The organism is Phreatobacter stygius (assembly GCF_005144885.1).
Classification (GTDB): Bacteria; Pseudomonadota; Alphaproteobacteria; order Rhizobiales; family Phreatobacteraceae; genus Phreatobacter; species Phreatobacter stygius.
In genome coordinates this window covers 3,896,356-3,913,847 of record NZ_CP039690.1, presented here as the reverse complement: position 1 = coordinate 3,913,847, position 17,492 = coordinate 3,896,356, and the positions used below count along the sequence as shown (strand labels likewise).

General features: G+C 66.1%; 16 protein-coding genes. 7 read left to right on the top strand and 9 right to left on the bottom strand.

Annotated features, from left to right (window positions below; genetic code table 11):
• Positions 1 to 175 precede the first annotated feature (175 nt).
• Positions 176 to 1,087, top strand: coding sequence for a LysR substrate-binding domain-containing protein (locus E8M01_RS18405; protein ID WP_136961454.1), 912 nt, complete (start codon positions 176 to 178; stop codon positions 1,085 to 1,087).
• A gap of 17 nt (positions 1,088 to 1,104) precedes the next feature.
• Here E8M01_RS18405 and E8M01_RS18400 read toward each other — a convergent pair whose 3' ends face one another.
• The 4 genes from E8M01_RS18400 to E8M01_RS18385 all read right to left on the bottom strand — a co-directional run bounded on the left by E8M01_RS18400 (position 1,105) and on the right by E8M01_RS18385 (position 6,392).
• Entirely contained in the window at positions 1,105 to 1,584 is a 480-nt protein-coding gene (locus E8M01_RS18400) for a DUF2938 domain-containing protein (protein WP_136961453.1), read from the bottom strand.
• Positions 1,585 to 1,732: 148 nt separating this feature from the next.
• Positions 1,733 to 2,788: a 2-oxoacid:ferredoxin oxidoreductase subunit beta gene (locus E8M01_RS18395; RefSeq protein ID WP_136961452.1), complete on the bottom strand. Its 1,056-nt coding sequence runs from the start codon at positions 2,786 to 2,788 to the stop codon at positions 1,733 to 1,735.
• A complete protein-coding gene (locus E8M01_RS18390; protein ID WP_136961451.1) occupies positions 2,785 to 4,620 on the bottom strand; it encodes a 2-oxoacid:acceptor oxidoreductase subunit alpha in 1,836 nt (611 codons plus the stop codon). The genes E8M01_RS18395 and E8M01_RS18390 overlap by 4 nt, the downstream gene beginning before the upstream one ends.
• On the bottom strand, positions 4,602 to 6,392 hold the full coding sequence (locus tag E8M01_RS18385) for an FAD-dependent oxidoreductase (protein ID WP_136961450.1): 1,791 nt from the start codon (positions 6,390 to 6,392) through the stop codon (positions 4,602 to 4,604). Before E8M01_RS18385 ends, E8M01_RS18390 begins: the two co-directional genes overlap by 19 nt.
• A 610-nt stretch (positions 6,393 to 7,002) precedes the next feature.
• Here E8M01_RS18385 and E8M01_RS18380 point away from each other — a divergent pair.
• From E8M01_RS18380 to E8M01_RS18365, 4 genes are all read left to right on the top strand, one after another.
• Entirely contained in the window at positions 7,003 to 8,343 is a 1,341-nt protein-coding gene (locus E8M01_RS18380) for an ABC transporter substrate-binding protein (protein ID WP_136961449.1), read from the top strand.
• A 135-nt stretch (positions 8,344 to 8,478) separates the two neighbouring features.
• On the top strand, positions 8,479 to 9,471 hold the full coding sequence (locus E8M01_RS18375) for a carbohydrate ABC transporter permease (RefSeq protein ID WP_136964708.1): 993 nt from the start codon (positions 8,479 to 8,481) through the stop codon (positions 9,469 to 9,471).
• Positions 9,471 to 10,382, top strand: a complete 912-nt coding sequence (locus tag E8M01_RS18370; RefSeq protein ID WP_136961448.1) for a carbohydrate ABC transporter permease — start codon at positions 9,471 to 9,473, stop codon at positions 10,380 to 10,382. Before E8M01_RS18375 ends, E8M01_RS18370 begins: the two co-directional genes overlap by 1 nt.
• Before the next feature lie 10 nt (positions 10,383 to 10,392).
• Positions 10,393 to 11,493, top strand: a complete 1,101-nt coding sequence (locus E8M01_RS18365; RefSeq protein ID WP_136961447.1) for an ABC transporter ATP-binding protein — start codon at positions 10,393 to 10,395, stop codon at positions 11,491 to 11,493.
• Between the two features lie 45 nt (positions 11,494 to 11,538).
• On the opposite strand, the gene E8M01_RS18360 is transcribed toward E8M01_RS18365, so the two are convergent.
• The 3 genes from E8M01_RS18360 to E8M01_RS18350 form a co-directional block, all read right to left on the bottom strand.
• Positions 11,539 to 12,096: a hypothetical protein gene (locus E8M01_RS18360; RefSeq protein ID WP_136961446.1), complete on the bottom strand. Its 558-nt coding sequence runs from the start codon at positions 12,094 to 12,096 to the stop codon at positions 11,539 to 11,541.
• Positions 12,097 to 12,285: 189 nt separating this feature from the next.
• A complete protein-coding gene (gene msrB, locus E8M01_RS18355; RefSeq protein ID WP_136961445.1) occupies positions 12,286 to 12,705 on the bottom strand; it encodes a peptide-methionine (R)-S-oxide reductase MsrB in 420 nt (139 codons plus the stop codon).
• A 30-nt stretch (positions 12,706 to 12,735) separates the two neighbouring features.
• On the bottom strand, positions 12,736 to 13,608 hold the full coding sequence (locus E8M01_RS18350) for a protein-methionine-sulfoxide reductase heme-binding subunit MsrQ (protein ID WP_136961444.1): 873 nt from the start codon (positions 13,606 to 13,608) through the stop codon (positions 12,736 to 12,738).
• A 218-nt stretch (positions 13,609 to 13,826) separates the two neighbouring features.
• Here E8M01_RS18350 and E8M01_RS18345 point away from each other — a divergent pair, with 218 nt between their 5' ends.
• Together E8M01_RS18345 and E8M01_RS18340 are read left to right on the top strand one after the other, a co-directional pair.
• On the top strand, positions 13,827 to 14,546 hold the full coding sequence (locus E8M01_RS18345; protein WP_136961443.1) for a response regulator: 720 nt from the start codon (positions 13,827 to 13,829) through the stop codon (positions 14,544 to 14,546).
• The gene (locus tag E8M01_RS18340; protein WP_136961442.1) at positions 14,546 to 15,874 is read left to right on the top strand and encodes an ATP-binding protein; all 1,329 of its coding nucleotides are present in this window, start codon (positions 14,546 to 14,548) and stop codon (positions 15,872 to 15,874) included. The genes E8M01_RS18345 and E8M01_RS18340 overlap by 1 nt, the downstream gene beginning before the upstream one ends.
• 9 nt (positions 15,875 to 15,883) lie before the next feature.
• Here E8M01_RS18340 and E8M01_RS18335 read toward each other — a convergent pair whose 3' ends face one another.
• Together E8M01_RS18335 and E8M01_RS18330 are read right to left on the bottom strand one after the other, a co-directional pair.
• Positions 15,884 to 16,819 (bottom strand): arginase family protein, encoded by a 936-nt coding sequence (locus tag E8M01_RS18335; RefSeq protein ID WP_136961441.1) that lies wholly within the window; start codon positions 16,817 to 16,819, stop codon positions 15,884 to 15,886.
• 51 nt (positions 16,820 to 16,870) lie between these two features.
• Positions 16,871 to 17,479 (bottom strand): nuclear transport factor 2 family protein, encoded by a 609-nt coding sequence (locus tag E8M01_RS18330; protein WP_136961440.1) that lies wholly within the window; start codon positions 17,477 to 17,479, stop codon positions 16,871 to 16,873.
• Positions 17,480 to 17,492: the final 13 nt, after the last annotated feature.

Here is a 17,492-nt window from a genome sequence, read left to right as displayed (position 1 = left end):
TGGCGGCGCGGCGCTTCGCCGGCCTCCCGAGCGGAGCCCCATGCGAAACCTCGGTGGCATCTCTCCCCGCGGCCCGGTTTTCCCGGCCGTCGATCTGTCTTGAAGAAACGCTATCAACAAACCAGAATCCGTGAAATTGAAATAAACTGGCCAAATCGGTGATGTGAGCTCATCAATGATCAAGGGCATGCCGCCGCTGAAATGCCTGCTGACCTTTTCCGCCGTGATGGAGACCGGCAGTTTCGCGCGGGCCGCCGATCAGTTGAACGTCACGCCCTCGGCGGTCAGCCATCAGATCCGCGCGCTCGAGGACTTTCTCGGCAAGCCCTTGTTCGTGCGGGCGAAACGCACGGTGCTGCCGACCGAGGACGCGCTCGCTTATGCCGCCGCGCTCGGCGAAAGCTTCACCCGCATCGCGATTGCGACCAGCCGTTTCGCCGCGTCCGGCGGGGTGCTCAGGCTGATGCTGCATTCGGCCCCGAGCCTCGCGACGCTCTGGCTGGTGCCGCGGCTCGGTTCGTTCAAGCGCCGGCATCCGGAAATCGACCTGACCCTGTTTGCCGGCCACGAGCCCGCCAAACTCGGCGGCGACGGCTTCATGATCGACATCCAATATGCCCGCCCCGTGCCCGAGGCCTGCGACAGCATCGTGCTGGCCGAGGAGCGGGTGGTGCCGCTGGCAAGCCCCGCCTTCGTCGCCGAGCACGGCCTGACCGATCTCGACGCCATCGCCAGGGTGCCGGTCATTCATTCGGTGCGCTGCGTGGTGCAATGGGACGAGTGGATCGCCCGGCACGCGCCCGATGTGATGCTGAACCGGCGCGGCATGCAGTTCGACCGGGCTTTCCTTGCCCTGATGGCGGCGGCCGACGGCCTCGGCATGGTGCTGGAATCCGAGTTGCAGGCGACCGACATGCTGCGCGCCGGCAAGCTGGTCATGCCGTTCGGGCCGATCGGCGTCGGCTCGGTCGCCCACCGGGTGGTCTATCGGCGGGAGGACCGGACGCGGCCGCAGATCGAGGCTTTTGTCGCCTGGATCACCGAGGAAATGGCGGCCGACCGGGCGGCCGGGCTCTCGGCCGAATAGCCGAGGCCCGGCATTTTTTAGCGAATGAGCCAGGCGGCGGCGAACATGCCGAGGCCGAAGACGGTGTGGCCGGCAATGTTGAGCAAACGGATCTGGCCGGCATTGGGCCGCCGCGAGGCGGCGATGCCGGCGCCCATGCCGGGCTGCAGGATGAACCAGCCGCAGCCGACCGTGACCAGGCCGACAATCAGCGGCCAGACCGCTGTCGGGGCGAATTTCCAGGCCGGCCCGGCGAGCAGCAGCAGGGCCGCGGCGAACAAGACGCCAACGGCGTAATGGCCGATCCAGCCGACCGTCAATTCGTTCGGAAAAGGCTCGGCCTTGGCAATGTCCTCATGCATGGCCGTGCCGCGGGTCAGGTGGCCGAACCAGCGGCCGACCATGGCCCAATTGGCCGGGGGGATGCCGAAGGCATTCTTCAGGAACAGCGCCCAGAGGTCGAGCAGCGCGGTGGCGGCCACGCCGATGACCAGCGAACGGTAGATGAAATCCAGCATGTCGCCCCCTCGCCGGCGCGCGGCCTCGTGCCGCGTCGCCGGCAGACAATCGATCGTCCCCAACGGGCGGCAGTCTGGCCGAGCCGGAGACCTGGCGAAAGCGCGGAAGTGACGGGGATGGCTGGTCTGCGCGAAACGGGCCCGCGCTTCAGCGCAGGCCGGCATTGATCCTGGCGAGCGCCGCGGCGCCGGGGATAAGATCGGCCTCCGCCAGCGCGTTCAAGGGCCGCTCGTCGGTGTTCAGCCGCTCGTGCAGATCACTCGAATCATCCTCGAGATAGATCAGTCCGGTGGCGATCTCACCGGAAGCATGGACCTGGTAGAGGTGGTTGAGCGCGGCGCCACGATCGCTGACGTCGTAATCCAGGCTCAGCTTGCGCAGCCGGATCGTCGAGCCGTCATGCAGCGCGATGTCCTGGGTCGTGCCCTCGGCATAGTCGGCCGTGATCGGCGCCCGACCGGTGATGAAATCGAGCGAGTTCAGCGCGGCATTATGGGCGCGGACATAGTCGAAACTCTTGGTCGAGCCCTCGTGGTTGTTGAAGGCGACACAAGGCGAAATGCAGTCGATGAAGGCGGCGCCCTTGTGCTCCAGCGCGGCCTTGATCAGCGGCACGAGCTGGTCCTTGTCGCCGGAGAACGAGCGCGCGACGAAGGTCGCGCCGAGCTGCAGCGCGATGGTCACCAGGTCGATCGGCGAATCGGCGTTCATCACGCCCTTCTTGCTCTTCGAACCGCGGTCGGAGGTCGCCGAAAACTGCCCCTTGGTCAGGCCGTAGACGCCGTTGTTCTCGACGATATAGACCATGTTGACGGCGCGGCGGATGGCATGGGCGAACTGGCCGAAGCCGATCGAGGCGCTGTCGCCGTCGCCGGAGACACCGAGATAGATCAGGTCGCGATTGGCCAGGTTGGCGCCGGTCAGCACCGAGGGCATGCGCCCGTGCACCGAATTGAAGCCGTGCGACTGGCCGAGGAAATAGGTCGGGGTCTTCGACGAGCAGCCGATGCCGGAGAGCTTGGCGATGCGGTGCGGCGGCAGGCTCAGCTCGAAACAGGCGCGCATGATGGCCGAGGAGATGGAGTCGTGGCCGCAGCCGGCGCAGAGCGTCGAGATGGCGCCCTCATAGTCGCGGTGGGTGAAGCCGAGATCGTTGAGTTCGATCGCCGGGTGATGGAATTTCGGCTTGGCCAGATAGGTCATGACAGCACCTCGCGCCTGGCCGGGGTCCGGATGACCGAGGCCTTGGCGGCAATCTCGCGGCGGATGAAGCGGGCGGTGATCGGCGTGCCGTCATAATGCAGCACCGCGACCAGCTGGGCCGGATCGATGCCGCATTCGGCGAGCAGCAGCGTGCGCAATTGGCCGTCGCGATTCTGCTCGACCACGAAGACCTGCTCGTGATCGGCAATGAAGTCGGTCACCGCGTGACTGAACGGAAAACCGCGCACGCGCAGCGCATCGACATGCACGCCGTCGGCGCCGAGCAGCCTCACCGCCTCGTCCATGGCCGGCCCGGTGGAGCCGTAATGGATGACGCCGATGCGGGTCGGCTGCGCCGCCTTGTCGAGCAGCGGCGGCGGCACCAGCGCCTTGGCGGTCTCGAACTTGCGCAGGAGCCGCTCCATGTTGTCGACATAGGGCGCGCCCTCTTCCGTGTAGCGGGCATAACGGTCGCGCGTGCTGCCGCGGGTGAAGAACGAACCACGCGAGGGATGGGTGCCCGGATAGGTCCGGTAGGGGATGCCGTCGCCGTCGACGTCGAGATAGCGGCCGAAATCGCGCCCGGCCTCCAGCTCGTCATGGGTCATCACCTTGCCGCGGTCGAGCAGCCTGGCGTCGTCCCAGGCGAAGGGCGCGCAGAGGTGCTGGTTCATGCCGATATCGAGATCGAGCATGACGAAGATCGGCGTCTGCAGCCGGTCGGCGAGATCGAAGGCCTGGGCCCCGAAGGTGAAGGCCTCGTGCGGGTCACGCGGAAACAGCAGCACGTGTTTGGTGTCGCCATGGGCGGCATAGGCGCAGATCAGGATGTCCGATTGTTGCGTGCGCGTCGGCATGCCGGTCGACGGGCCGCCGCGCTGGACGTCGAACAGCACCGCCGGGATCTCGGCGAAATAGGCGAGCCCCAAGAACTCCTGCATCAAGGATATGCCGGGGCCGGAGGTTGCGGTGAAGGCGCGCGCGCCGTTCCAGGCAGCGCCCACCACCATGCCGATGGAGGCGAGCTCGTCCTCGGCCTGGACGATGGCGTAGCGCCGCTTGCCGGTGTCGGGATCGGTGCGCAGGCGGACGCAATAGCGCTCGAAGGCCTCGGCGAGCGAGGTCGAGGGCGTGATCGGATACCAGGCGCACACCGTCGCGCCGCCATAGACCGCGCCGAGCCCGGCGGCGGCATTGCCTTCGACGAAGATGCGGTCGCCGACCTTGTCGGCGCGCCGGACGCGCAGGCCGATCGGGCAGGCGAAGTTCGCCTTGGCATAATCGAAGCCGATATGCAGCGCCCTGTGGTTCGGCGCGATGAGCTTGTCCTTGCCCTTGAACTGCTCGCCGATCAGCGTCTCGACGACGCCGATCTCGATGTCGAGCAGGGCCGCGAGCGCGCCGACATAGATGATGTTCTTGAACAGCTGGCGCTGGCGCGGATCGGAATATTCGCGGTTGACGATATCGGTCAGCGGCATGCCGATGACACTGACGTCGGTGCGCAGCTTGGAGGCCGGGATCGGCCGCGAGGAATCGTAAAACAGGTAGCCGCCGGGCTCGATCGCGGCGACGTCCTTGTCCCAGGTCTGCGGGTTCATCGCGACCATCAGGTCGGTGCCGCCGCGGGCGCCGAGATGGTCGGCTTCGGTCACCCTCACCTCGTACCAGGTCGGCAAGCCCTGAATGTTGGAGGGGAAGATGTTGCGCGGCGCTATCGGCACGCCCATGCGCATGATGGCGCGGGCAAACAGCTGATTGGCACTGGCCGAACCCGATCCATTCACATTGGCGAAGCGAACAACAAAGTCATTCACGCTCTCGATTGGCATGCATGCCCCGCGTGTGTCATTTCAATGATCGATTTCTGCATGTCCCAGGCCCCCGTCGGACAGCGTTCGGCGCAGAGCCCGCAATGCAGGCAGACGTCTTCGTCCTTGGCCATGACGCGGCCGGTCTTCAGCCCGTCGGCGACATAGATCGCCTGGCCGCGGTTCTCGGCCGGCGCATTCAACCTGAGCCTGAGCTCGTCTTCCGCGCCGTTGCCGGTGAAGGTGATGCAGTCCATCGGGCAAATGTCGACACAGGCGTCGCACTCGATGCAGAGCTTGGCCTCGAACACCGTCTGGACGTCGCAATTGAGGCAGCGCTGGGCCTCGGCGAAACCGAGCTTGGGATCGAAGCCGAGCTCGACCTCGGTGCGGATATCCTTCAGCGCGATGGCGCTTTCGAGGGTCGGCACCTTGAAGCGCAGGTCATTGGCGATGGCGTTGTCGTAGGACCATTCGTGAATGCCCATCTTCTGGCTGATCAGCGTCACCATGGGCGGCGGCCGGATGGCGATGTCGGCGTCGCGGCAGAAGGCGTCGATCGAGATCGCCGCGTCATGGCCGTGGGCGACCGCCCAGATGATGTTTTTCGGCCCGAGCGCGGCGTCGCCGCCGAAAAACACATTGCTGAGGCTCGACTGGAAGGTCTTCGGGTCGACCACCGGCATGCCCCAGCGGTCGAAGGCGAGACCGATGTCGCGCTCGATCCAGGGGAAGGTGTTCTCCTGGCCGACCGCGATCAGCACGTCGTCGCAGGCGACATGTTCGTCCGGCTCGCCGGTCGGCACCAGATTGCGCCGGCCCTGGTCGTCGATCTCGGCCTTGACCTTCTCGAACAGCATGCCGGTGAGCCGGCCCCTGTCGTGGGTGAAAGCCTTGGGCACCATGAAATTGAGGATCGGAATGCCCTCGTGAATGGCATCCTCCTTCTCCCAGGGCGAGGCCTTCATCTCGTCGAAGCCGGAGCGGACGATGACCTTGACGTCGACACCGCCGAGGCGGCGCGACGACCGGCAGCAATCCATCGCGGTATTGCCGCCGCCGAGCACGATGACCCGTCTGCCGATCGCCTCGACATGGCCGAACGACACCGAGGACAGCCAGTCAATGCCAATATGGATATTGGCGCCGGCCTCGCGCCGGCCCGGCAGGTCGAGGTCGCGGCCGCGCGGCGCGCCGGTGCCGACGAAGACCGCGTCGAAACCCTCGGCCAGCACCTTCTTCAGGCTGTCGATGCGCCGGCCGCCGCGAAACTCGACACCGGTGGCCATGACATAACCGACCTCCTCGTCGATGACGCTGTCGGGCAGGCGGAATTTCGGGATCTGCGAGCGCATCATGCCACCCGCCTTGGCGTCCTGGTCGAACACCACGACCTCGTAGCCGAGCGGCGCCAGGTCGCGGGCGACCGTCAAGGACGCCGGACCGCCGCCGATGCAGGCGATGCGCCGGCCGTTGCGCTGGGTGACGGGCTTTGGCAGGAAGGCCGAAATGTCGTTCTTGTAGTCGGCGGCGACCCGCTTCAGCCGGCAGATCGCGACCGGCTCCTCCTCGACCCGCCCGCGCCGGCAGGCCGGCTCGCAGGGGCGGTCACAGGTACGCCCGAGGATTCCTGGAAAAACGTTGGACTTCCAGTTGATCAGATAGGCCCCGGTATAGTCCCCCGCCGAGATCCTTCGGATGTATTCGGGGACTGGCGTGTGTGCGGGGCAGGCCCATTGGCAGTCGACGACTTTATGAAAGTAATCGGGATCCACGATATCAGTAGGCGTCACTCATTCCTCCTGGAGCAATGAATTCGCCTTCCGCCGGCTGCGGCCGCTCGCGCGGCACGCCATGACGGCATCGGACGACATGACGGCCAATGTTCCCCTGACTCGGCATGTTAGAACCAGTCTGAACAGAAATGAGGCATATGTCGATGACCTGACACGATCTTTTGTTCGAACAGATGGCTTCGGGCGAAAACGACAGCCTTGCTGTCTCGATCTGACGAAAGCTTGGGCACTGCTTTCGATTCCGCGGCCTTTCCGCGTGCGTTGCAACATGACGACTGACCGAATCCGGCAGGCCGGATCGCCGAAGCGCCTTTGCCAGTCATTCGCTGGCGTGGCGGCGATCGTTACTGCTGCGGTGCAAATAAGATTCCGCCCAGCAATCGGCGCCGATTGTGCAGGTGCGAAGCGTATAATTCTTCGCCGACACCAGGATTGGTATCTAGGACAGAGGCGAAATTTAGCGTTTACTGGTCACGTCGTCTGAGCTGAGGGGTCGTGATCGCAGTCGCCTGACCTGAGCTGCGTTCCCGAAATCCGCAATCAAGAACAGCCGGGCGCGAACCACGCGCGGGGTTATCCCGTACGTGCCAAGAGGGAGGACTATCCGATGTACAAGCGCGAAGTGACGCGACGTCGTTTCCTTGCGACCACGACCGCCCTGACCACCGTGGCGATCGCCGCCCCTTACGTCCGCGGCGCCCATGCCGCCGGCAAGCTGTCGATCGGCCTGTGGGACCACTGGGTGCCCGGCGCCAACACCACCTCGACCGCCGTCGTCAACGAATGGGCGGCCAAGGAGAAGGTCGACGTCTCAATCGATTATATCCCCTCGCAGGGCAACAAGAACCTCCTGACCATCGCGGCCGAAGCCCAGGCGAAATCGGGCCATGACATGCTGGCCATGCCGACCTGGTGGCCCCATGCCCAGGCCGACCTGCTGGAACCCTGCAACGACATCATGCCGCAGCTGATCGCCCAGAACGGCCAGGTCAACGGCACGGTGCAATATCTCGGCAAGCTCGGCGACAAGTGGCTCGGCGTGCCGGCCACCATCGGCTCGCAGATCAAGGGGCCATGCACGCGCATCGACCTTTTGAAACAGCATGCCGGCATCGACATCCAGGCGCTGTATCCGGCGGGTGCCGCACCCAAGGCCGACAGCTGGACCATGGAGACCTATGCCAAGGCCGCGGAAGCCTGCCACAAGGGCGGCGTGCCGTTCGGCATCGGGCTCGGCGAGACGACCGATTCAGTCGACACCGCCGGCGCCTTCTTCCAGGCCTTTGGCGCCGCGCTGGTCGACGCCAAGGGCGAGCTGACGGTCAAGTCCGACGCGGTGCGCCAGGCGCTCGACTATTGCGCCAGGGTCGCCAAGTTCTATCCGGCCGACGCGCCGGCCTGGGACGACGGCTCGAACAACCGCTGGCTGGTGTCCGGCCGCGGCGCCCTGATCATGAACCCGCCGAGCGCCTGGGCGGTGGCCAAACGCGACGCGCCGCAGATCGCCGCGCAATGCTGGACCCACGGCTTCCCGGCCGGTCCGAAAGGCCGCTTCGCGCCGTTCCTGCCCTATTTCTGGAACATCTGGAGCTTCTCGCAGAACAAGCCGGCGGCGAAGAGCCTGCTGGTCGCCCTGTCGCAGCCGGCGGCGGTCGAAAAATTCGTCGCCGCCTCGGCCGGCTACGACATTCCGTCATTCGAGAAACTGACCACGCTGAAGACCTGGGCCGAGGAAGGCCCGCCGAAAGGCACGCTCTACCACTACCCGAACCCGCACAACCACCAGACCCTGTCGATTGCAGCGTCACCGGCGCCGCCGAAGATCGCCCAGCAGATCTACACCCAGGCGACGCTGACCAAGATGATCGTGCGCCACATGCAGGGCGAACCGATGGAACGCACGCTCGCCTGGGCCGAGAGCGAGGTCGAGGGCTTCCTGCGCGGCTGAGGCAGAAGCCGATCCCGGCATCGGGATCCAGCCCTTTGGGGGGCGCCGCGGCAGGCGCCCCTCGATCACCGTCCCGCCGGGGCTTTCGGGCGCTCGGCGGGAGGTGAATTCATGTCCCAGAGCGAGAGGCGGTCCATGGTCGACACGGCCCTGTCTTCGAATGCCACGACATCAACACGCGTGCGCGCCAAGGCCCGGCCGTCGGGCCTGCGCAAATTCCTGCAGCGCAAATCGACCATCGCCTTCTTCATGGCGCTGCCGTTGATCCTGCTGATCCTGACCCTGGTGGTGTACCCGGCGTTCTACGCCATCTATCTGTCGACTTTGAGAAAATCGATGACCAGCGTGGCCTGGATGCGGAACTGCCAATGGCTGCCGGATGCCATTTGCGGCTATATCCCGTTCGGCAACATCCAGTTCCTGTTCACCCGCGAAACCTTCTGGATGGTGGTCTGGCAGTCCTGCCTGTTCGCCATCAGCGCGGTGATCTTCAAGGCGCTGATCGGCTTCATCGTCGCCCATTTCGTCCACAACATCCCGGCCAAGGGCCAGCGCAAATGGCGCGGCATGCTGCTGATCCCCTGGGTGATCCCGCCGGCGATGAGCACGCTCGCCTGGCTGTGGCTGTTCGACCCGTCCTACAGCGCCTTCAACTATGCGCTGAGCGCCTTCAATGCCGGGCCGATCCCCTGGACCGGCAATGCCAACTGGGCGCGGTTCTCGGTGATCCTGGTCAATATCTGGGTCGGCGCGCCGTTCTTCATGATCATGTATCTGGCGGCGCTGAAATCGGTGCCCGACCAGCTCTATGAGGCGGCGGCCATCGACGGCGCCAACTGGTGGCAGCGGATCTGGTACGTGACGCTGCCGATGATGCGCAACATCATCGCCATCACGGCGCTGTTCTCGACCATCGTCACCTTCGCCAATTTCGACATCGTGCGCGTGCTGACCGCCGGCGGGCCGCTGGACAAGACCCACCTGTTCGCCACCTGGGCGTTCCGCATCGGCATCGAAGGCGGCGACATCCCGCTCGGCGCGAGCGTTTCGCTGTTCATGGTACCGATCCTGGCGATCGCCGCGATCTTCATCCTGCGCGACATCACCAAACGGGGGAACGAAGCCTGATGACCGCAGCCGTTCTCGACAAGGGCGCACCGACCCGCAAGACCGGTTACGGCAGCATGAGCCGGGACCGCGCCTGGGCGCTGAAATGGTCCTATTTTTTCCTCACGCTGTTCGTGATCTTCTTCCTGCTGCCGCCGGTCTACATGTTCATCACGTCGCTGAAGACCAGCACGGAAATCTCGGCGGCGACCAATCCCTGGTGGGTGTTCCATCCGACCCTGGAAAACTACACCGGGCTTCTGACCTCGCCGCAATATCTGACCTTCTTCAAGAACTCGCTGATCGTCTCGACCTTCGTGGTGACCATCACCATGCTGATCTCGATCCCGGCGGCCTTCGCGCTGGCGCGCATGCGCTTCTGGGGCTCGGCGACGCTGGCGACCGGCGTGTTCCTGACCTATCTGGTGCCGGACACGCTGTTGTTCATCCCGCTGTTCAAGATGTTCGCGGTGTTCCACGAATGGACCGGCATCCAGCTCCTGAACCGCTGGTGGGTTCTGCTGGTGGTCTATCCGACGCTTACCGTGCCGTTCTGCACCTGGATCATGATCGGCTATTTCGCCTCGATCCCGAAGGAGCTGGACGAGGCGGCGATCATCGACGGGGCGAGCTGGCTGCAGACGCTGACCCGCATCTTCATTCCGGTGGCGCTGCCCGGCATCATCGCGGCGACCATCTTCGCCTTCACGGTCAGCTGGGCGCAGTTCCTCTATCCGCTCGCCTTCACGACCTCGGTCGACCAGCTGGTGCTGCCGGTCGGCATCATCACCACGCTGATCAAGGGCGACGTGTTCAACTGGGGCCAGATCATGACCGGCGCGCTTCTGGGCGCCGCCCCGCCGCTGATCATCTACGCCTTCCTGATGGACTATTACATCGCGGGTCTCACCGCCGGCGCGACCAAGGGCTGAAGAGGCAAATATGGCAGGCGTAACCCTGAGCAATATCGTCAAGCGTTATGACGACGTGGAGGCCGTGCGCGGCATCAATCTCGACATTGCCGACCATGAATTCGTCGTGCTGGTCGGCCCGTCCGGCTGCGGCAAGTCGACCACCCTCAGGATGATCGCGGGGCTGGAAGACATTTCCGACGGCGAGATCGCCATTGACGGCGATGTCGTCAACGACGTGCCGCCGAAGGACCGGGACATCGCCATGGTGTTCCAGAACTATGCGCTCTACCCGCATATGACGGTGGCCGAGAACATGTCGTTCGGGCTCCGCCTGAAGCATTTTCCGAAAGCCGAGATCAAGCAGCGCGTCGACGAGGCGGCCCGCATCCTCGACATCACCGAACTATTGAACCGCAAGCCCAAGGCCTTGTCCGGCGGCCAGCGCCAGCGCGTCGCCATGGGCCGCGCCATCGTGCGCCACCCGAAGGTTTTCCTGTTCGATGAACCCTTGTCGAACCTCGATGCCAAGCTGCGCGTGCAGATGCGCACCGAGATCAAGAAGGTGCATCTGCGCGTGCGCACCACCACCGTCTATGTCACCCACGACCAGGTCGAGGCGATGACGCTGGCCGACCGGGTGGTGGTGATGAACCATGGCCGGATCGAGCAGATCGGGCCGCCGAACGAGCTCTACCATCAGCCGAAGACCCGTTTCGTCGCGGGCTTCATCGGCTCGCCGGCGATGAACTTCATCCCGGCCCGGCTCGAGGAGGCGAGCGGCGGCTTGCGGATCCGGCTGACCGATACGATCGCGCTGGCCTTGCCGGAAGCGAAAGCGGCGCGCTACCGGCCGCATCTCGGCAAGACCGAGCTGCTGCTGGGGCTCAGGCCCGAACATATCACCGAGACCGACGCGCATATGGCGCCGGGCAAGGAACCGTTCCAGGTCAAGCTCGACGTCATCGAACCGATGGGCAACGAGACGCTGGTCTATTTCGCCATCGAGGGCGCCCAGCTGTGCGGCCGGGTCGACCCGAATGCCGGCGCCCGCGACGGCGAGCCGATGCGGCTTGCCGCCGACCTCAACCACATGCACCTGATCGACGGCGCCAGCGGCCTGGTGCTGTAACCGGTCTCGCCCGGGCGCCGCCCGCAGGGCAGCGCCCGCGCCCCATCAGGTGACGAGGTCGAGCAGCATCAGCGCGACGATCGCCAGGACGAGGACCAGATCGGTGACCTTGCGGCCGGGTGACGATCGCGTCAGCATGCCGAGGATCGATATGAGGAAAGCCACGACACCGGCGACGACCGAGACCGCGAGCAGCTTCAGGTCGACAAAGAGCGCGACGGCGATGACGGTCGCGACCCCGACGAGGGCCGAAATGACCAGCGCGAACAGGCCATAGGCGCCGGAGAGATCGCCGGCCCTAAGCAGCATTCTCTTCAGCGTGGAGACCCGGCGCGCCGGCACCGTCACGTCGTAGATCGCGCCGAGCGAGCGGGCGCTGGCGAGGAAAGCCAGCGCCGCGGCGCCGGGCATCAGCGCCAGCAGCGCATAACGCCGGTCGGTGGCGATCTTCTCGATGCCGATCATCCGCTCGACGAAGCCGAAGGCGGTCAGCAGCACCGAGCCGATGGTGAGCGCGGCCGTGACGATGACGCGCGCGACATCGATCAGGGCGAGGTCGCGGTTGAACGCTGCGGGGGGGACTGCCGGATCTTCCAAGGCCATTTCGCCGCTCGTGGGATGTCAGGTGCCATCCTGACATCCCACGCGAATCGGCCAAGCGGAAGCGGTGTTTTGGCCACGGGCTTTACCGGGCGTTCCGCGGAGCTGAAGTCGTGCGCTCGTGGCCCAAAACCGTGTCAGGCCAACACGCCGTCATGCCCAGTCTTGTCCCTGATCCCCACGACCTGTCGATCATGCCGGCTTGAAGTTCATGGCGACGCCGTTGATGCAGTAGCGCAGGCCGGTCGGCGGCGGGCCGTCGGGGAAGACATGGCCGAGATGGCCGCCGCAGCGGCTGCAATGCACTTCGGTGCGCGTCATGCCGTAGCTGCGGTCGACGGTCTCCTCGACCGACCCTTCGAGCGGCCGGTCGAAGCTCGGCCAGCCGGTGCCGCTCTCGAATTTCTTGCCCGAGACGAACAGGTCCTGGCCGCAGCCGACGCAGGAGAAGGTGCCGGCGCGCTTTTCGTAGTTCAGCGCGCAGCTGCCCGGCCGCTCGGTACCGTGGCCGCGCAGCACGGCATATTGCTCCGGCGTCAACAGGCGGCGCCATTCCTCGTCGCTATGGGTGACCGGGTAGCTGTGAGCGGCATGTTCGGCGGTGCGGGTCATGGCGGATCTCCGTTTCGGACAGTCATATGGTCATTCGGCGGCGCTGGCGACAGGCTGCCGGGTTCGGCCCCGGCGGCCGCGGTCGGGTTCGCCGGTCAGCCGGCGCAAGAGCGTGACGCCGGCAATGCCAAGGCCTGTGATCAGCACCCAGGCGGCGGGCCTCAGCCCAATATCGATGGAGAAATTGGCCATGAACACGCGCGAGGCCATGACCCCGGTCCGGGCGGCATACCACCCGGTTTCCAGCAGTGCGGTGGCGGCGGCGGCGGCGATCGCCAGGCCAATCAGCGACACCGGCGTGATCTTGACATCGAAGCGCCGCATCAGGCGAAAGCCGACCAGCCAGAGGAACAGCCCGGCCATCAAGGTCGGCTCGGTCACGTCGATCTTGCTCTGCAGGAAGAAGTGCAGCAGCGCCAGCACGGTCAGGCCGTAGATCAGCTGATGCAGCCGGTTCCACCTGGCGGTGCCGAGCCGCTTGATCATCGCATCGGTGGAGGTGGCGCCGAGCAGGACGAGGCCGAGCAGCGCGGCGAAGCCAATGGTCAGGTAGATGCGCAGCACGATCTCGCTGACCACCTTGGCCAGGTCATAACCCTGCTCGACCACGTAGAGCCCGAGATGGATGACCGCATAAGCGAGCGCCGCGACGCCGACCATGCGGCGGATGGCGATCAGCTTCGGCCAGTCGAAGGCGTAGCGGAACGGCGTCACCGCGAGCGACAGCAGCAGCAGCCTGACGGTCCAGTCGCCGGCCTGGTGGATCGCCTCGGTCACCGGCTTGGAGCCGAGCGTCCCCGTCACGGCCTGGGCGATGATCCACAGGCCGGGCGCGAGGATGCCGAGGAAAAAGACCAGCTTGAGGACGGACAATCGTCCGGCCCGATCGTTCCACGGCAGCATGCTGGGGCTCCACATCATCGAGATGTGACGTCATACGGCCTCCGGCGGCAAGCCGTTACCGGCCCCGCCTCACGAATCGGTGATGGTGGGGGGTGGCAGCCTCGACTGCCGAGCCATGATCTCCGCATATGTTTCCGGTTTTCTCCCCGCACCCGGTGGATACAACCGGAAACAATAAATTTGTCCCGGAGACCAACGCAGCGCGCGATAAGACAGCCATGTCCACTCAGCCGCACATCCTGATCGTCGAAGACGACAGCGAGATCAGCAAGCTTCTGACGCGCTACCTGCGCACCAACAGCTTCCGGGTGACCGTCGCGCCGGACGGCCGGGATTTCGATCGGCTGCTCGCCGACCACCGCTTCGACCTGTTGATCCTCGACATCATGCTGCCGGGCGAAGACGGGCTCAGCCTGTGCCGGCGGGCCCGCGCCGCCAGCGCCATCCCGATCATCATGCTGTCGGCGCGCGGCGAAGATCTCGACCGCATCATCGGGCTGGAGATCGGCGCCGACGACTATGTCGCCAAGCCGTTCAATCCGCGCGAGCTGCTGGCCCGGATCCGGGCGGTGTTGCGGCGCACCGCCGAAGGCTCGGTCGCGGCGCGGCCGCTGGGCGTGCGCAATTATCGCTTCCTCGGCTGGACGGTCGATACCGTGCAGCGCACCCTGACCGACGCGTCCGGCGCCCGCGTCGCCATTACCAGCGCCGAGTTCGACCTGCTCAACGTGTTCTGCGAAAGGCCCGGCCGCACCTTGAGCCGCGAACAGATCGTCGACCTGACCCAGGGCCGCGCGGTCGGCCCTTATGAGCGCAGCGTCGACATCCTGGTCAGCCGTCTGCGCAGCAAGATCCGCCTCGGCGACGACGAACCGAGCATCATCGTCACGGTGCGCTCGTCCGGTTATCAGTTCACTCCGGAAGTGGATGCGGCCTGATGCGCCACAGGTTCGATCTCAGGCCACGCCGGATCACCATGCAGATCGCCGCCCTGGTCATCGGGGCGGTGGCGATCTTCCATCTCATCGCGACCATCGTCTTCGCCCTGTCGAACACAGATCTCAAGCCGCGCCATCCGGCCGAGCTGGCCGGCCGCGCCTCGGCCTTGCTGGCGCTGATCGACGCGACACCGATGGCCGAACGCGGCCCGCTGCTGGCGAGCCTCGCTACCGCTCGGACCGACGTCTCGATCCGGCGCGACACCGAAACCACGCCGCCGGCCGAGCAGGAGCCGCTGCAGCGCGGCTTTCGCCGCATCCGCGCGATTCCCGGCATTTCGGTGTGGCCGCTCGGTCCGATGGCCGAGCCGCGCCCCGACGCCGCCGAGGAACTGCTGGTGCGGCTGCGCGACGGCGACATGTTCCGGGTCACCCTGCCGCGCTCCTCCCGCGCGCCGCTGTTCGGACCGGGGCTGTCGACGCTCGCCTTTCTCGGCATCAGCCTGGTGCTGCTGAGCCTGTGGGCGGCCAAGGCGCTGACCCGCCCGCTGAACGAGATCGCCGAAGCCGCGCGGCGCTATTCGGCCGATGACATCGCCGTCGCGCTGCCCGAGCGCGGCCCCCGCGAGGTCCGGCAACTGGCCCATGCGATGAACCAGATGCAGGCGCGCATCTCCAAATTCGTCGCCGAACGCACGCGCATGCTGGCCGCCGTCAGCCATGACTTGCGGACGCCGATCACCCGGCTCCGGCTGCGCGCCGAGTTCATGGACGACCAGGGCCAGAGGACCGGCATGCTGGCCGACCTCGACCAGATGGAGACATTGGTGCGCGGCACGCTCAGCTACCTGCGCGACGGCCGCGGCGGCGAGCCGCTGATGCCGACCGAATTGCCGAGCATCCTGATGGCCATCCGCGACCAATATTCCGACATGGGCGTGAGCGTCCCCTATGACGGCCCCGAGGCCCTGCGGCTGGACATCCGGCCGAACGAAATCCAGCGCGCGGTGACCAATCTCGTCGAGAATGCGCTGAAATATGCCGGCAGCGCACGCATGCGGCTGGGCATTGCCCCGGATGGCGGCGTCGCGATCGAGGTCGAGGATGACGGCCCGGGCATTCCGGACGGCGAGCGCGACCAGATGCAGGAGCCTTTCGCCCGCGGCGACGCCGCCCGCACGCTCAGCAACGACACCGGTTTCGGCCTGGGACTGACCATTGCGCGCGCCATCGCAGAAGGCCATGGCGGCCGGCTGGTGCTGGCCGACCACGCGCCGCACGGGCTCACCGCCCGCATCGAACTGAAGCCGAGCCGGACGCCTGCCTGAGCGGCGGCGTCAGCCGCGGCGCAGGATCGTGCCGATCATGTTGACGATCAGCCTGACGATGCCGAGGCTGGTGATGGCGTTGACGTCGAGCGCGGGATTGTGTTCGGCAAAGGCGACGCCGGCGATCACCCCGCGCCGGGCGAGGCCGGTGAACAGGTCGACAGCGTCATAAAAACCGAGCCCGCCGGGCAGAGGCGAGCCGGTGCCGGGCATGACCGACGGATCGAGCCCGTCGCAATCGAAGGATATGAAGACCTTGGCGCCGTCGGGGACATGCGCCAGGGCCGCGGCAATGCCATCGCGCGCAACCTGCCGCGCCGTGACGATCCGGTTGCCGGCGGCCAGGCTGTCGGCGACATCCTGCGGCCGCGCGCTGCCGATGCCACGCTGGCCGACATGGATGATGCGTTCGACCCAGGCCATTTCGGAGACCCGCCGCATCGGACTGGAATAACCGTGCCGCTCGCCATCGACCTCGTCGCGAAAGTCCAGATGGGCATCGACCTGGACGACATGCAGCGGGCCTTGGGCTTCGAGCCCGGCGGCGACCAAAGCCGGCACCGAGTCGTCGCCGCCAATGACGATCGGCACGGCGTTGCGGCTTGCGATCAGTCGCACGGCCTCGGTCACCCGGCGGCCATTGGCCCTGAGGTCGCGGTGATCGCCGGCGACATCGCCACAATCGACCAGGCCCGCCTCGGCCGCCGAAAACAAGGGCGCGTCCAGATCGAAGTCATGATGACCGGCGAAGTGGCCATGGCGATGGGAGCGAGCCCGCACCGCACGCGGCGCGTCGCTGTTGCCGCCTGCGATGCCGCGCATGCCGTAGGGCACGCCCCAGGGCGCGCCCAGGACGGCGAAGCGGGCCGACAGGGCCTGGAGGTCAAGCGCCGAGGGCGCGGCGAGGAAGTTCAGCCCACCTTCCGGCGGCACGGTGATCGTCATGTGTCAGTCCTTCGCGCTCGGCGGCTCGTGCCTTGGTCGGCCGAAACCCTGTCACCACGGCTCCGCCAGCCGCCCGGCGAGCCATTCGCGGCCGCGCCGGTAGAGCACCTCGACCTCTGGGCCGCGCAGGCCGGGCATGTCGCGCTTCACCGTGTAGCCGATCTGGGTCTGGATATAGGCGAGGTGGCGGTAGCCTTCCGGGAACTGGCCGAGCAGGTCGGCGTCGAGCGTGAGTTTGGCATCCGGCAGCACCGGGTCGAGCCGGTCCTTTTCATAGATCGGCTGGCGGAACAGCAGGCGCCATTCGCCGTGGCGCTTTTCGATGAAGTCGTGGAAGCGGCCGGTGCAGACGACGTCGCACAACACGCCATGGACCATGCCACGCTGCGAAATGGTCATCTTGGTCTGGGCGATCGCGCGGCTGCCGTCGAGGTCGATCGCCGTGCCGCCGAGAAAATGCAGGATGCTGACGCCCTTGGCCCAGCCTTCGCGGCTGACCTTGATGAAATCGCTCGCCAGCCCCTGATACCAGGTGGCCGCCATGCGGGCTTCCGCGTGCCAGCAGGTGGCGAACCGGTCCCAGTCGCCGGCATCGCGCCACAGGGCCCAGTTCTGCACGAGGTCGCGGATGGCCAGCCGTTCGATCGTCTCGTCGTTCATGTCCATGCTCCCA

Excerpts from the sequence above, each read along its gene's own strand:
- E8M01_RS18405 (WP_136961454.1), top strand. The coding sequence starts at position 176 with ATGATCAAGGGCATGCCGCCGCTGAAATGCCTGCTGACCTTTTCCGCC.
- E8M01_RS18400 (WP_136961453.1), bottom strand. The coding sequence starts at position 1,584 with ATGCTGGATTTCATCTACCGTTCGCTGGTCATCGGCGTGGCCGCCACC.
- E8M01_RS18395 (WP_136961452.1), bottom strand. The coding sequence starts at position 2,788 with ATGACCTATCTGGCCAAGCCGAAATTCCATCACCCGGCGATCGAACTC.
- E8M01_RS18390 (WP_136961451.1), bottom strand. The coding sequence starts at position 4,620 with ATGCCAATCGAGAGCGTGAATGACTTTGTTGTTCGCTTCGCCAATGTG.
- E8M01_RS18380 (WP_136961449.1), top strand. The coding sequence starts at position 7,003 with ATGTACAAGCGCGAAGTGACGCGACGTCGTTTCCTTGCGACCACGACC.
- E8M01_RS18375 (WP_136964708.1), top strand. The coding sequence starts at position 8,479 with ATGGTCGACACGGCCCTGTCTTCGAATGCCACGACATCAACACGCGTG.
- E8M01_RS18370 (WP_136961448.1), top strand. The coding sequence starts at position 9,471 with ATGACCGCAGCCGTTCTCGACAAGGGCGCACCGACCCGCAAGACCGGT.
- E8M01_RS18365 (WP_136961447.1), top strand. The coding sequence starts at position 10,393 with ATGGCAGGCGTAACCCTGAGCAATATCGTCAAGCGTTATGACGACGTG.
- E8M01_RS18360 (WP_136961446.1), bottom strand. The coding sequence starts at position 12,096 with ATGGCCTTGGAAGATCCGGCAGTCCCCCCCGCAGCGTTCAACCGCGAC.
- msrB (WP_136961445.1), bottom strand. The coding sequence starts at position 12,705 with ATGACCCGCACCGCCGAACATGCCGCTCACAGCTACCCGGTCACCCAT.
- E8M01_RS18350 (WP_136961444.1), bottom strand. The coding sequence starts at position 13,608 with ATGCTGCCGTGGAACGATCGGGCCGGACGATTGTCCGTCCTCAAGCTG.
- E8M01_RS18345 (WP_136961443.1), top strand. The coding sequence starts at position 13,827 with ATGTCCACTCAGCCGCACATCCTGATCGTCGAAGACGACAGCGAGATC.
- E8M01_RS18340 (WP_136961442.1), top strand. The coding sequence starts at position 14,546 with ATGCGCCACAGGTTCGATCTCAGGCCACGCCGGATCACCATGCAGATC.
- E8M01_RS18335 (WP_136961441.1), bottom strand. The coding sequence starts at position 16,819 with ATGACGATCACCGTGCCGCCGGAAGGTGGGCTGAACTTCCTCGCCGCG.
- E8M01_RS18330 (WP_136961440.1), bottom strand. The coding sequence starts at position 17,479 with ATGAACGACGAGACGATCGAACGGCTGGCCATCCGCGACCTCGTGCAG.